We start from the raw sequence: 14,881 nt of genomic DNA, 5'->3' as shown, positions 1-14,881 counted from the left end.
TCTTTTCTTTCACTAGTTAAAACTTCTATTATCGCATATAAAAATATGCATGTGAAAATACATTTTTTAACGCGCCTGAGAAACATTACTATTACAGACGTCTTTTCGCCCAACTGAGTAATAATTTAATCCATACTTCCCGGCATCCTCATTAGTATAACAATTTCTCCCATCAAATAGAATAGGTTCCCTCATAAGCTGCGCATACTTTTCTAGCGGATAATTTCGAATTGATTCCCATTCTGTTACGATAAAAACTGCATGCGCCTCTCTAATCGATTCATCTATACACTCAGCGTATCGTATCGTATTTCCAAATAAACCTCTTACATTTTGAATGGCTTGTGGGTCATATAAAACCACATTCGCACCTATATTAATTAATTCTTCTATTATAATAATAGATGGCGCTTCCCTAATATCGTCAGTATTCGGTTTGAATGCTGCACCAAGAACCGCAATTCGCTTCTTCTTCATATCTATAATTTTCTTCGCTTTTTCAACTAACAACAACTGTTGTTTATTATTCACTTCAATGACTGCTTTCAACAAGCGAAAATCATGAGAAACATTCCCTGCAATTTGCACAAGTGCTTTCGTATCTTTTGGAAAACAAGATCCTCCATATCCGATGCCTGCATTTAAAAAAGATGCACCAATTCTCTTATCCATCCCCATCCCTGTAGCTACATCTACTATATCTGCACCCACTTGCTCACATATATTAGAAATTTCATTAATAAAACTAATCTTCGTGGCTAAAAAAGCATTAGATGCATATTTAATCATCTCAGCACTTCGAATATCTGTAATATACGTTTTTAAGCTTAATTTACTGTACAAATTCTCTACTTTCCTTGCCGCTTCTTCACTACATGATCCAATTACGATACGATCACCCTGAAAAAAATCATAAATACCAGAACCTTCCCTTAAAAATTCTGGATTCGATACAATATATAATTCATGTCTACCTTGTAGTTTCTCCTCAATCCATTTTCTCATTACATCATTTGTCCCTACAGGAACCGTACTTTTCGTAACAACAATAATATCGTTATTCACATATGTTCCAATATCATCACAAGCACTACGAATATACGTTAAATCTGCTGTTCCATCTAATAAAGATGGCGTTCCAACTGCAATAAATATAAACTCTACATCATTAAATGCCGTTGATTTACTTGCTGTAAAAGTTAAATGATTATTTTCGTATGCTTCATTTATTAATTCATTTAATCCACATTCATAAATAGGTAACTTGCCTTGTTTAATCCGTTCAATTTTTTCACTATTTATATCGAAACATGTGACTGAATGTCCCAATCTCGCCAATCCTACTCCTGTAATCAATCCAACATATCCGGTACCTATTATCGTAATTTTCATTTTCCTTTCGCACAGGAATATACATAAGAAAATATACGAATACATAGAATTCCCCTGTGCTTCCCCCTCTCACACTAAGAATGAGAAAACTCTTTCACTTCTTTATTATATGAATTGTTTTTTTATTATTTTTTAAGATTTTGTAAAGTTAAATGATGCAATATATACAAAATGTAAATTCCCACAATTTAACACGGAACTTACTCATTTTTACGTGCAACACTTATAATACTGAAACAAAAGTCATCGCTATATGAGAGGAAAGTACAATGTCATATTACAAGCCACAATATGAGATCAACCTTCTCAAAGGACACAACATTCCATATCCAATTGTCATATATTCTATTCACTCCCCTTTACAGCCAAAAGAAAAAAAGATTGAATTCTAATCTTTTTGTGATACCATATGTTATGAGCCTGTAAATAAACATCATAATTTTTAGATAAATACGATTGAAAAAATTACGTTAAACTATAAAGGGTGGGGTATTAATGGACTCACAAGTGATTTATGCCATTTTGGCATCTTTCATCACTGTACTCGTCGTTACTCCTTTAGTTATTAAATTAGCTTTCAAAATAGGAGCAACAGATAAGCCAAACGCGCGTAAAGTACACCAAAAAATTATGCCTCGTCTTGGCGGGTTAGCAATTTTCATTGGTGTAGCTGTAGGATTTGTTGTCGGTGGATTATACGAACAAAGAATGCTATCGATAACTTTAGGTGCTATCATCATTGTTATCATCGGGATTTTAGATGATATGTACGAACTATCTGCGAGGGTAAAATTCGGTGGACAACTATTAGTTGCCATCATGATTGTCAAAAGTGGATTATTAGTGCAAGTATTATATATTCCAATCCTTGGAGATACTGAACTCGGGTGGCTTGCTTATCCAATTACAGTATTTTGGATTGTCGGTATTACAAATGCCATCAACTTAATTGATGGATTAGATGGATTATCCGCAGGGATTTCATCTATCGTACTTGCAACGCTAGCATATATGGCCTTCACTAGCCCATGGGGTACTGGAGCAGCTATTATATTACCTCTAGCACTGATTACATTAGCAAGTACAATTGGATTTTTATTCTACAACTTCCATCCAGCAAAAATTTTCATGGGAGATACAGGAGCACTATTTTTAGGATACTGTATTTCTGTTATATCGTTACTTGGATTATACAAAAGCGTAACGTTATTCAGCTTTATCGTTCCAATTATTATTTTAGGTGTACCTATATTTGATACGACGTTTGCAATTATCCGCCGTATCGTAAATAAAAAGCCTATCTCAGCACCAGATAAGTCGCATTTACATCACCGTTTACTTGCAATGGGATTCTCTCATCGTAAAACGGTACTAATTATTTACGCATTTGGTATATTCTTTAGTGTAAATGCAATCATTTTCACTAGTGCGACATTATGGTTATCCATTATTCTTCTTTTCGTTTTAATCTTCTTTACAGAAATCATTGCTGAAGTAATCGGTCTTGTACACGAACGTTACAAACCAATTATTTCCTTCTATAAAAAAGTGAAAAAACGCGAAGACTAATTGTAGTATAGCCTTTACTATTATGAAATATTCAAATAGCATCCTCTTTTCATAAGAGGATGCTATTTTTTATTTTTTAATCCTTATTCCTCATTTCCAAAATATAGATTGTTTGAGAGTGCCTCTATTGGAGAAAGATATACGTATAACGAAAAAAGTATCAAATTTTCATTTTTACATCTTGATTGTCAAACTGAGGGTGAATGTTATGATCAAGCGATTACTTCAATGTATAATTTTATTTTTAACTATTACTATGTACGCATCATCGAATACAAAAGCAACTACAGACATTCAAGTAAAAGATTACGAAAGCACTCAAACTACCTCTCCTACAACAAAAATTGCGTACTTAACATTTGATGACGGACCAAATAAATACACACCACAAATTTTAAATATTTTAAAAGAGAAGAACGGAAAAGCAACTTTCTTCGTTATTGGCGGAAAGGTGCCACATTATAAAAAAACGATGGAACGATTGATTAAAGATGGACATTATATCGGTCTCCATAGTATGTCACATGATGTAAAACGTCTTTATACTGGCGATCCATCTGTTTTAATTGCAGAAATGGAGCAAACCCAAAACATTGTCCAGCAAGTTACACATTTAAATACACATCTCGTTCGTGTCCCATACGGTAGCATGCCTTACTTAAAAAAGAATTACCGTGATGCACTCGTATCTGCCCAATATAAAATGTGGGATTGGACAATTGATACATATGACTGGAAAAGCTATGATAATCCTTCCGCAATACTAGAAAGAGTACGAAATCAAAGCGATGAACAAGTAGAGGTTATTTTAATGCATGATTCTAGTGTCACAGTGCAAATACTCCCAAAAGTAATTGATTATTTGCACTCACAAGGATATAAACTACTTCCCTACAATCCATCTTCCCATCTCGAAGTGAATTTTTGGAAAGACACAAGATTGTAACAGCTTTAGTGCCTATGTACTAAAGCTGTTTTATTTTTCTCTTCCCACACTTCCCGTTTTTGTGTAAAATTCTAAATAGTGATGAAGTTTCGAGGTGAATAGAAATGAAACGAATAGATCTCATTTTTAACGCAATACAAAAAGGGAATTATACAGAAGGTGTAACAGCATCAGAACTCGCTACACTTCTACAGTTAGACCGTGCAAATGTTAGTAGCGATTTAAACAAGCTTGTGAAAGATAATCGTTTATTAAAAACGATTACACGCCCTGTCCGTTTTTATATAGAAACGAACACTTCATTGGAAACGCATTCAACAAAGGGCACTTCATTAGATACATTTGCTATTGAAAATACAAGCCTAAAAATTGCAATTGAAAAAGCAAAAGCTTCTATTCTCTATCCTCCAAACGGTATGCATACTTTACTACTTGGAGAAACAGGTGTCGGAAAATCGATGTTCGCTTCTTTAATGCACGAATACGCAATTGAAGTGGAACAACTTCCAAAAGATGCACCTTTTATCGTCTTTAACTGTGCTGATTATGCAAACAATCCACAACTACTACTTGGACAGTTATTTGGGATAAAAAAAGGAGCTTACACAGGTGCCAGTGATCAAAAAGGGTTAATTGAAAAAGCACATGAAGGAATCCTTTTCTTAGATGAAGTACATCGCCTTCCTCCAGAAGGACAAGAGATGCTCTTCACATTTATTGATCGCGGAGTATACCGCCGCCTTGGAGAAACGGAAAATGAACGTAAGGCACGAGTGTTGATTATTACTGCAACAACCGAAGAACCAAATTCATTTTTATTAAAAACATTTACAAGACGTATTCCGATGACCGTTACGCTTCCACCACTTCGTGAGCGAACACATAAAGAACGGTTTGCTTTACTACAGCTGTTTTTCACAAATGAAGCAATTCGTCTAAGGAAAGAGATTCATGTTAGTCCAAATACAATGCGTGCTTTCGTCTTTTACAATTGTCCAAATAACATCGGTCAATTGAAAACGGACGTACAAATTGCCTGTGCGAAAGCTTATTCTGATTTCGTGACAAAAAAACGTGATTCTGTCTGTGTTTCAAGTACAGATTTACCTTGGTATATGAAAGAGGGATTATTTATTGAAAGAAAGAGCCGTCATCTATATCAAATACCAAATGAAACATTTGTATTTACAGGTGATGAAGGTTGGAGTAAACATATAATAAAACCCGAAGGAAGTCGCTCTTCTATTTACGATTATATTGATTATAAATATGAAGAACTTCAAGCACGCGGCATTGAAGAGGAAGAATTAGAATTACTAATAGAAAATGATATTCAAAGCTTTTTCGTCCAATACTTTAACCAAATATCTAAAAAAACAAGTCATGAAAATGTTTTTAAAATTGTGGATCGTAATATCGTTTCCGTATGTGAAAAAATTGCGGAACTAGCTGAAAAATATTTATCTAAAACTTTCGATGAAAAAGTGTTTCTCGCTTTAAGTTTACATGTACAGACAACTCTACAACGTTTACAGGGCGGGAAACAAATTCACCACCCACAATTAAATCAAATTCGTACGAAATATAAAGAAGCTTTTTCCGTAGCTATGCAATGTATTCAGCTATTAGAAGAAGAATTACAAATAACAATGCCTATTGATGAAGCTGGCTTTTTAACAATGTTCTTCGTTGTTGATCCAATTCCTGCCTCACAAACAGAAGTAAAAGTATTAATATTAGCACACGGTAATGGCATCGCAACAGAAATGGCAAACATTGTAAACGAACTTCTCGGTATCGATGAAGTAACTGGTATCGATATGCCCTTGCATGAATCACCAAAAGACTTCTTAGAGCGTGTTAAAGTGTATATGAAAACACTTCAAAATGTAAACGGGCTTCTCTTACTTGTTGATATGGGATCTCTCGCTTATATTGGTGATATATTAGAAACTGAATTCCAAATCCCTGTCCGTGTTCTTTCAATGACGAGTACACCACACGCACTAGAAGCAGCTCGAAAAGCTCAGCTTGGCTACTCATTAAATGCACTATACGAAACAGTGAAGAACTTAACGCCGTTCTATTTAAACGTACAGGAAGAAAAGAAAAAGCCACTATCGCCAATGAAATCCGTGATTTTAACAGCTTGTTTAACTGGCGAAGGAAGTGCTTTAGCAATTCAAAAAATGTTAGAGAACTATTTACGCTTTGATAAAGACTTAATTGAAATTATTCCGATTAGCATCGTCCATGAAAAAGATTTAACGAAAATGATCGAGAACATAAAAAAAGAGCGTAATATCATTTGTATCGTCACGAATTTCGATGTGCAAATACCTTGCTTAACATATCATTTCCAAGACATTGTGAACTACACAGCTATTCAACCAATTCAAGAATTGATTACGTATGAAGAAACATATGCAAAAATGGCTGATATTCTTGAACAACAAATGCAGCGTAACGATGGGGCATTACTTATTAAAACGATTCGTTATGCATTAAATACAATTCAGGAATTGATTTCTTTACAGCTAACTCCCGACAGTTTAATGGGTGTGATTTTGCATATGAGCTGCATGGTTGACCGTCTTCAAAAAGGCGAAAGTCTCCTCCCTCATCCTGATAAAGAGAAACGAAGACAAGATGAGTACTGGATGTATATGAAAGTGAAAAAAGCATTGCAACCTATCGAAAATACATTTGAAATACAAATACCAGATGACGAAGTATTTTATGTAATGGACTTCTTCATCAAAAATCAACCTGTAAAAAGTTAAACTAGGTAATAGTGTAGCTTCTCTTTTCGAGTAGTACCCTAGTACGTAGTAAGTGAAATTATATTAGCGATTCTTAAAATATATCGATTTACCGACAATAATTAGCAATAGTAGCACTCTATATAATTAGAAAAGGCTGTTCCAAAATGTTTTTTTGGACAGCCTTTTCGCTTACTTCTTTACTTCCCTTATTCTCCCTCTTATTTCTCCCTTTTTATTAGATTTCGTATTAACATTTACATATACATTTGCTTGCATTATCTCTTGAAACAAACTGTCAAATGCTCTCCCCTGTAAAGGCCCTTCAAAATCCTCCACTTTAGCCACACCAGTAACGACTCCTTCATTCACACTAATTCCTTGCTCTAACGGACCAAACAAACTTAAAACAACTGGACCAATTTGATTCGCTTTTCCTAAATGAATTTGGCATGACGTGATTTTTTTTATGTTTTTTAATATGACCCGATATTGCAACTTCTTTAAATCTTCACTAAAAATGAGCTCTGTTACACCGTAAGCTTCTGTATTTACAGGAGGTACTTCCCTCTTCCCTGTTAACCTAGCAAAGAAATGTGTTGTCATACGGGCATTCTCCTCATATAAATTTCCCAGCACTACTTCTACTACTTTATGGTTTAGACATAATCATTTATGACTTTTCAATTTTTAATTACGAAGAAAAGGTTCACACAATCTTTACATTAGAATCATTTCTTTTGCTTGATGGCCTCTTGTATAATGCACTTAGAAAAACATTCTAGGAGAATTATACAGTAATCGAAAAAGCGAACAATCATAGACATATGTATTAAAACGTAATTATGTAACAATATGAACCAAAAGAATTTCCAGAAGTTTTCAACGTACCTATTAGACCATTGCAAAGTTGGGATAACCAAGTTGTTTTAACTGCTTACCAAAACCCAAAAGGTAAATGAAAAATGATCTCCACAAGAAGAATTTGTTCAAGATTTAATATCTATCATTCATATATATAGTTGTAGGATATATTGAGTGAGAAAATACAAAAAACGAATGTCGGAGGATAAAGAGGTATGCGAAGAGCGTATTTGATAGAGCTTAAACCGACAAATGAACAAATAACCAAGATCAATCAAACGATTGGAGTGTGTAGGCATGTTTACAATCTGTATCTCTCTAAAAATCAAGAGCTGTATGAATCCGAGGGAAAGTTTCTGAGTGGATATGACTTTTCTAAATGGTTAAACAATGTCTATACAAAAGAATATGACCAATGGATTAAAGGGGTATCTAGTAAAGCGGTAAAACAGGAAATTATGAATGGAGATACGGCTTTTAAAAGATTTTTTAAGGGCTTATCTGGATTTCCCCGTTATAAGAAAAAGAAGAATCAAGATGTGAGGTGCTATTTTCCTAAAAACAACAAAACGGACTGGGCAGTAGAAAGACATAGAGTAAAAGTCCCAACGATTGGTTGGGTGAGATTAAAGGAGTATGGTTATATCCCGAAAAATGGGATTGTAAAAAGTGGAACGATATGTAAAAGGGCAGGGAGATATTTTGTATCTGTGCTTTGTGAATTGGAAGAAAGAGCAACGAAGCCAACACTCAATGAAACAGGTTTAGGTATTGATTTAGGGGTGAAGGATTTCGCTACACGTAGCGATGGTATCGTTCATGAAAACATCAACAAAACAATAAGCGTAAAAAGGATAAAAAAGCGGTTAAAACGTGAGCAACGCTCTTTATCGCGTAAATTTGAAAATGTAAAAAAGAGAGGTGAAACATCTGCTACGAACAAAAGAGCGAATATAGATAAAAACATTCTTAGGGTGCAAAAACTACATGCTCGATTAGCAAATATTCGACTAGAGTATGTAAAGTCTATTGTAAATGATGTGGTGAAAACCAAGCCGACGTTTATTACAGTAGAAGATTTGAATGTGAAAGGTATGATGAAGAATAAACATCTATCTAAAACCATTGCCAAGCAGTGTTTCTATGCTTTTAAAACGTGGCTCTTGACTAAATGCGAGGAATACGGAATTGAATTACGTCAAGTAGATACATTCTATCCATCGTCAAAGTTATGTTCATGTTGCGGTCAAAAGAAAGCGGATTTAAAGCTATCTGACCGAGTATATACATGTGAGTGTGGAAATGTAATGGATAGAGATTTGAACGCATCAATCAACCTTTTACAAGCAAAAGAATATACAATACTAACGTAAATAGATTGTATATATGTACGGTGGGCTACATCGGAATTTACGCCTGTGGAGTGTTATATCAAACTGTAGTAGCGAATGATTGGCGAGACAGGACACATAGAAGCAGGAATACTCTAAAAATATACATTTGTCTATATCTTTAGTAGCAGGTAATTTTGAAAAACAAAAACTATTCTTTTCAATCATTATTAGAGATTTTTCTCGTCTCATTTAAATTAGGACTTACTTCATTTGGTGGTCCTGTCGCCCATCTCGGCTATTTCCACCATGAATACGTACAAAAAAGAAAATGGATGGATGAACGAAGTTACGGAGACTTAGTAGCACTATGTCAATTCCTTCCTGGCCCTGCTAGCAGTCAAGTCGGTATGGGGATTGGATTATTGCGCGGCGGATTATTAGGAGCCATTATTTCATGGATCGGATTCACTCTACCGTCTGTACTCGTTTTAGTTTTCTTCGCTTCATTCCTTAACCAATTCGAGCTTAGAAGTTCTGGTTGGATTCACGGACTGAAGCTCGTAGCGGTCGCAATCGTTGCTCATGCAATATGGGGGATGGCTCAAAAATTAACCCCGGACCGAAACCGGGCAACAATCGCTATCGTAACTGCTGCGATTGTCTTGTTGTGGCCAAGTAGCTGGACGCAATTCATTCTCATTATACTTTCAGGGCTTGTCGGCCGGCTTTTATATAAAGCTCCTCAGAACGCCCAATCATATAAAATACAAGTTTCTATTTCAAAGACGATGGCCAGTTCTTGTCTCATCTTATTCTTCGGACTATTATTATTGCTACCAATAATGCGACCGCTCTCTCCTTTCATCGCATTATTTGATAGCTTTTACCGCTCTGGTTCTCTCGTATTCGGAGGAGGGCACGTCGTACTTCCTCTTCTTGAAAGTGAGTTTGTACAAAACGGGATGATGACAAAAGAACAATTTCTAGCTGGATACGGATTAACACAAGCAGTGCCAGGGCCACTATTTACATTCGCTTCTTATATAGGAGCAGTGCTAAATGGAACCGTCGGGGCAGTTGTTGCAACGATCGCTATCTTTCTTCCTGCCTTCCTGCTCGTTGTTGGCGTTTTACCATTTTGGGACAGTGTAAGGAGAGTATCTTACATACAAGGTGCACTACTTGGAGTAAACGCAGCTGTTGTCGGTATTTTACTTGCAGCTTTTTATGATCCAATTTGGACGAGTACAATTATGAATTCTGTAGATTTCGTTTTTGCTTCTCTTCTATTTTGCTTACTCGCTTTTTGGAAAACACCACCTTGGGTTATCGTTATACTCGGGACCTTCGGTGGATATGTTCTATCCATTTTGTAAGCACAAAAAACGACGGCCCCATTTAGCCGTCGTTTTCCTATTAAAACTTCACAAGCTCCATTCCCTCAGGCAGCTCACTCTCCGTTAAAATACGCAGCTCTTTCACGCGATCCATTACGTAAGAAGAACGTTTCACAAGCTCTGGGTCAATATAAGCTGGATGCACCATAATTTCTACCGTTTGCTCGTCCTGCACTCTTTCCTTTAACTTCACAAAATAATCTTCCGTCACACCGTCAGCGTAAAAATCACTGTAAAACACATCTGAAAATGGGCGCACCGCTCGCTCTTCTTCACAACGACGAATCGGAACATTATATTTAATTGCTAATCTCTCAAGAACGTCGTGTAAAAGCGGTAACCCATGCACGTGATGATGACTATCTAAATGAGTTGGTATTAAACCGTAAGACAAAAATTTCTCAATTTGAGCCGTCCATTCTCTTTCTACCTCTTCTGGACTTATATTTCCTTCCCTTACGACGCTTTGTTTATGAAATGATCCATTGCTGCTTACAAGTGATGGTACGTCCTTGAGGAGCGGTTCTCCTGCCGTTAATACGAGATGAACTCCTACTCCTAACGTTTTATACTCCTTCGCTAAACGTACCGCATGCTCTGTCCCCGGCATATTCATCATCATCGTCGTTGAATTTACAAGTCCATTTATATGTCCATCAATAATGCCGTAATTTGTCCCTTCCGTAAGACCGAAATCATCTGCATTTACAATTAACTTAATCACCTTTATCCCTCCTACTGAAATAAAAAAAGCGGGCTAAATAGCGCCGCTTCTTATTTTTCTACCTTTTTAAAGAACTGTGGAAGATGTTCTTTATGCGCTTCCAACATTTCATCTAAAATTTGTTTTGCAACTTTATCTGATGGTACAAGTGGATTAATTGTCATAGCAAGCAGCGCTTTATGATAATCCCCTGTAACAGCAGCTTCAATTGTTGTGCGCTCAAATGATTTAATTTGCTGTACTAAACCGCGAACCGGTACTGGTAAGTCTCCAACCGCAATTGGTTTTGGACCTTCTTTCGTAATAATACAGTTCACCTCAACAGCAGAATCATGTGGCAAGCTTGCAATTGTTCCGTTGTTTCGTGTATTAACAGGCTGGATATCACCTTTATTATTGTAAATAGACGTAATTAAGCTACATGCTGCGTCACTATAATAAGCTCCGCCGCGTTTTTCTAATTGTGGTGGCTTAATATCTAAATTCGGGTCTTTATATAACTCGAATAAATCATCTTCTAATTGTTTTACTACTTCTGCACGTGTACCTTTTTCAATCGAAGCTTCTTTCTCTTCTTCTAACATTTCACGTGTTTTATAGTAGTAACGATGGTATGGACACGGAATTGCACGAAGACCGCGAATAAAGTCTGGCTCCCAGTTAAGCGCAGTAATGTTTTCCATCGTAATTTGCTTTTCTGGATCTGTTACAAGTTCTAGTACTCGATCCATTACGCTTACTCCATCTAAGTATACATCTAATCCGTATACCATATGATTTAAACCAGCGAAATCAACGTGTACCCGGCTTGCATCTACTTCAAGTAATCTTGCAAGACCCATACGAATTCCGATTGGAACGTTACATAGACCAACTACTCGTTGAATGTTCGTGTAGCGAAGTACAGCTTCTGTTACCATACCTGCTGGGTTTGCGAAGTTAATAAGCCATGCATTTGGACATAGTTCCTCCATGTCCTTACAAATATCTAAAATAACAGGAATCGTTCTCAGTGCTTTAAATAAACCACCAGGACCATTCGTTTCCTGGCCAATTACATCATATTTTAATGGAATTGCTTCATCTTTTGCACGAGCTTCTAATAAACCAACGCGAAGCTGCGTTGTTACGAAGTCAGCACCCTTTAATGCCTCACGGCGATCAAGTGTTAAATGAATATCAATTGGTAAACCTGATTTTTTCACCATACGCTTTGCTAAGTTACCAACGATTTCTAACTTTTCTTTTCCTGCCTCAATATCTACTAACCAAATTTCACGAACAGGAAGCTCATCATAACGTTTAATAAATCCTTCAATTAACTCTGGTGTATAACTAGATCCACCGCCGATTGTAGCAATTTTAATTCCAGTCATGCTTTATTCCCCTTTCGCTTCTAGCTTTTTATAAAGGTCAATAAATTCTGCTGCTAATTCTTTTACTGTAATAGAATTCATTAAATGATCTTGTGCATGAATTAAAAGAACACTAATCTCTGTTTTTTCCCCTCTTGCTTCTGATTGTATGAGCTCTGTTTGGAAATGATGCGCTTCATTAATCGCTTCTTTCGCCTTTACCATCGCTTCGTCTGCTTCCGCCATTTTCCCCTGTTTGGCAAATTGCAGTGCCTCCATTGCAAAGCTTCGTGCATTGCCACTATTTAAAATCAATTGGAATGGAATTTGTTCTGCTGTAGTCATCATAATTACCGCCCTCTCTATTATGGTTCAACCGATTTAAATACCCCTTCAGTTTGAACATGTCTATTAAATTATTATTTTATTAATGATAGTTTGGTGTTCTTGTAGATGTATTTCATCTTTTTGAACATGATATAAAAGTTAGTTGTTCTGACGAGCTATAAAAACTCGCCAGAACAATACTTTTTAAAGTGATACTGAATTGTCGCTTGCTTTTGCAGCATCTTTTGACGCTTGTACGTACGTACGGTCACACATTAATACGAATGGATAGTAAATAACTACCGCGATTGCAAAGTTTACTAGCTGCAATGCAGCACCAGCGATGCTTCCGCCTGCTACAAGATAACCACTAAAGATCGGTGGCATTGTCCACGGAACTAAAGCAACTGTTTTTGGTACCCACCCTAAGGAAATTGCTGTATAAGAAGTAATAACTAATACAACTGGTGTAAGTACGAATGGAATAATTAACGCCGGATTTAATACAATTGGCGTACCGAAAATAACTGGTTCGTTAATGTTAAAGAATCCAGGACCAATAGATACGCGGCCTACACCACGAAGCTGTGCGCTTTTTGCAACAAGCATTACTGCTACTAAAAATGCTAACGTCGCACCTGACCCACCGATATAAACGTATACATCAAAGAATGGTTTTGTAAAGATGTGTGGTACATCATATGCAGACATACCATCGTTAAATAATTTAATGTTCTTTTCTAGTGCTGGTAAATAGATTGGATCGATAATACCACCGATAATATTAGGACCATGTAATCCAAAGAACCATAATACGTGAATAAGTAACGCGATAATAATTGCACTTGGTAATGTACCTGCTAAACCTTGTAATGGTACTTGAATTGTTTCAAATACGAATTTATGAATACTTGTTCCTGCTAATTTCACTGCTAATTGAATGCCTGCTGTTACGATTAAAATAACGAATGCTGGTACTAACGCTGCGAATGACTTCATTACTGCTGGTGGAACACCATCTGGCATCTTAATTGTAATATCCTTTTGAACAAAGAATCGAAATACCTCCGTTACAAGAAGAGCAACAATTATGGAAACGAATAAACCTTGTGATCCTGTCCAAGCTAAATCAATACCGCCTTCTTTTGGCGTTGTCGGAGATATAATAATTAATGCACCGAATGTAATAATTGCTGCTGACAACGCGTCTACACCGTAAGATTTTGCTAAATTATAACTTATCCCAACTGCGGCTATGAGAGCCAATATTGCAAAGGATCCTGTCCACATACCACCGCCGACATCTTTCCAAACATCCCCAAATGCACCCTTCATAAGTTTCTGGAATGCATCAACTGGTAAATTATTTATAAGTACCGCAAACGATCCAACTAAAATAAGAGGCATAACTGCGATAAAGCCATCACGGATTGCAACTAAGTGGCGCTGCGATCCAATTCTACCTGCGACTGGGACTAAATACTTCTCCATAAATGCAATAAATTTTTGCATTTCGCTTCCCCCCTAATTATTTTTTAAGTGTTAATGCGTGATCTAAAACTGCTTCTCCATTCATCATGCCGTAGTGCATTGGATTAATAACATCGACTCCAACGTTTTTCTCATCGGCAAGCGTTTTCATTGAAGAAAGCATGTAACGAACTTGTGGTCCTAGTAATAATACATCTGCTTGATCGATATTGTTTTTTACTGCATCCCCAGATACAGCCCAAATCTTTCCTTCTAGACCGCGAGCTTTTGCAGCCGCTTCCATTTTTGTAACTAGTAAACTTGTAGACATCCCTGCTGAACAACATAATAAAATATTCATTTATAAATCCCCCTTGTGTGGTATAAAAAATTTATGTTTTTTATTTTTCTTTACGCTATTTATTAATGCAATTACCGTGCCAACTTTTAAAAACGCCTAAAATCAGCCTTTTTTCGAGTAATTTCTTTGTGTGTTACCGCTTTCAAACAGTGTGTCACCCGAAAAACACACAGTGTGTTATAAAACAACACGCTTTTAACACATAACTGTATGAAAATAGATTAGTGTTTAGCTGTCTAGTTGTATTCAAAACAAAAAAACACTAAAAATTTTTTTTCGCATGAAAATCTAGTAAAAAAATTAAAATATTTCGTCTCGATAAAAAACAACTCTCTCTTGAGTACACTCTTCTATCTATTGTCCAAACAAACTCTATTAAA

Annotated in this window: 12 protein-coding genes and 1 pseudogene; 6 read left to right on the top strand and 7 right to left on the bottom strand. The window is 36.2% G+C overall.

The window, feature by feature from the left end:
• Nucleotides 1-66: 66 nt before the first annotated feature.
• On the bottom strand, nucleotides 67-1,437 hold the full coding sequence (locus MR071_RS00240) for a UDP-glucose dehydrogenase family protein (RefSeq protein WP_105585636.1): 1,371 nt from the start codon (nucleotides 1,435-1,437) through the stop codon (nucleotides 67-69).
• A 450-nt stretch (nucleotides 1,438-1,887) separates the two neighbouring features.
• Here MR071_RS00240 and MR071_RS00235 point away from each other — a divergent pair, with 450 nt between their 5' ends.
• The 3 genes from MR071_RS00235 (at nucleotide 1,888) to MR071_RS00225 (ending at nucleotide 6,690) form a co-directional block, all read left to right on the top strand.
• Entirely contained in the window at nucleotides 1,888-2,961 is a 1,074-nt protein-coding gene (locus MR071_RS00235; protein ID WP_105585637.1) for a glycosyltransferase family 4 protein, read from the top strand.
• Nucleotides 2,962-3,169: 208 nt separating this feature from the next.
• Nucleotides 3,170-3,907: a polysaccharide deacetylase family protein gene (locus MR071_RS00230; RefSeq protein WP_105585638.1), complete on the top strand. Its 738-nt coding sequence runs from the start codon at nucleotides 3,170-3,172 to the stop codon at nucleotides 3,905-3,907.
• Nucleotides 3,908-4,011: 104 nt separating this feature from the next.
• On the top strand, nucleotides 4,012-6,690 hold the full coding sequence (locus tag MR071_RS00225) for a sigma-54-dependent transcriptional regulator (protein ID WP_242234566.1): 2,679 nt from the start codon (nucleotides 4,012-4,014) through the stop codon (nucleotides 6,688-6,690).
• Nucleotides 6,691-6,861: 171 nt separating this feature from the next.
• Here the strand turns inward: MR071_RS00225 and exsM are convergent, their stop codons facing one another.
• Complete coding sequence (gene exsM / locus MR071_RS00220) at nucleotides 6,862-7,275, bottom strand: exosporium regulatory protein ExsM (protein ID WP_002016152.1); 414 nt, start codon at nucleotides 7,273-7,275, stop codon at nucleotides 6,862-6,864.
• A gap of 363 nt (nucleotides 7,276-7,638) precedes the next feature.
• On the opposite strand from exsM, the pseudogene MR071_RS00215 reads away from it, so the two are divergent.
• From MR071_RS00215 to MR071_RS00205, 3 genes and pseudogenes are all read left to right on the top strand, one after another.
• Nucleotides 7,639-7,707 (top strand): annotated as a pseudogene (locus MR071_RS00215) (IS607 family transposase); the annotation flags it as partial.
• A 41-nt stretch (nucleotides 7,708-7,748) separates the two neighbouring features.
• Nucleotides 7,749-8,906: an RNA-guided endonuclease InsQ/TnpB family protein gene (locus MR071_RS00210; protein WP_242234564.1), complete on the top strand. Its 1,158-nt coding sequence runs from the start codon at nucleotides 7,749-7,751 to the stop codon at nucleotides 8,904-8,906.
• A 155-nt stretch (nucleotides 8,907-9,061) separates the two neighbouring features.
• Nucleotides 9,062-10,243, top strand: coding sequence for a chromate transporter (locus tag MR071_RS00205; RefSeq protein ID WP_242234562.1), 1,182 nt, complete (start codon nucleotides 9,062-9,064; stop codon nucleotides 10,241-10,243).
• A 40-nt stretch (nucleotides 10,244-10,283) separates the two neighbouring features.
• On the opposite strand, the gene chbG is transcribed toward MR071_RS00205, so the two are convergent.
• The 5 genes from chbG to MR071_RS00180 form a co-directional block, all read right to left on the bottom strand.
• Nucleotides 10,284-10,988, bottom strand: a complete 705-nt coding sequence (gene chbG, locus MR071_RS00200) for a chitin disaccharide deacetylase (RefSeq protein WP_105585642.1) — start codon at nucleotides 10,986-10,988, stop codon at nucleotides 10,284-10,286.
• Nucleotides 10,989-11,038: 50 nt separating this feature from the next.
• A complete protein-coding gene (celF, locus tag MR071_RS00195; RefSeq protein ID WP_105585643.1) occupies nucleotides 11,039-12,364 on the bottom strand; it encodes a 6-phospho-beta-glucosidase in 1,326 nt (441 codons plus the stop codon).
• A 3-nt stretch (nucleotides 12,365-12,367) separates the two neighbouring features.
• Nucleotides 12,368-12,691, bottom strand: coding sequence for a PTS lactose/cellobiose transporter subunit IIA (locus MR071_RS00190; protein ID WP_000989054.1), 324 nt, complete (start codon nucleotides 12,689-12,691; stop codon nucleotides 12,368-12,370).
• Between the two features lie 183 nt (nucleotides 12,692-12,874).
• On the bottom strand, nucleotides 12,875-14,182 hold the full coding sequence (gene celB, locus MR071_RS00185) for a PTS cellobiose transporter subunit IIC (protein WP_070145495.1): 1,308 nt from the start codon (nucleotides 14,180-14,182) through the stop codon (nucleotides 12,875-12,877).
• 16 nt (nucleotides 14,183-14,198) lie between these two features.
• Complete coding sequence (locus MR071_RS00180) at nucleotides 14,199-14,501, bottom strand: PTS sugar transporter subunit IIB (RefSeq protein WP_001023564.1); 303 nt, start codon at nucleotides 14,499-14,501, stop codon at nucleotides 14,199-14,201.
• Nucleotides 14,502-14,881: the final 380 nt, after the last annotated feature.

This window comes from Bacillus cereus group sp. BfR-BA-01316, from assembly GCF_022664195.1.
Lineage (GTDB): Bacteria > Bacillota > Bacilli > Bacillales > Bacillaceae_G > Bacillus_A.
Note: the sequence above shows the minus strand (reverse complement) of the source record. Positions and strands in the feature narration are given on the sequence as shown.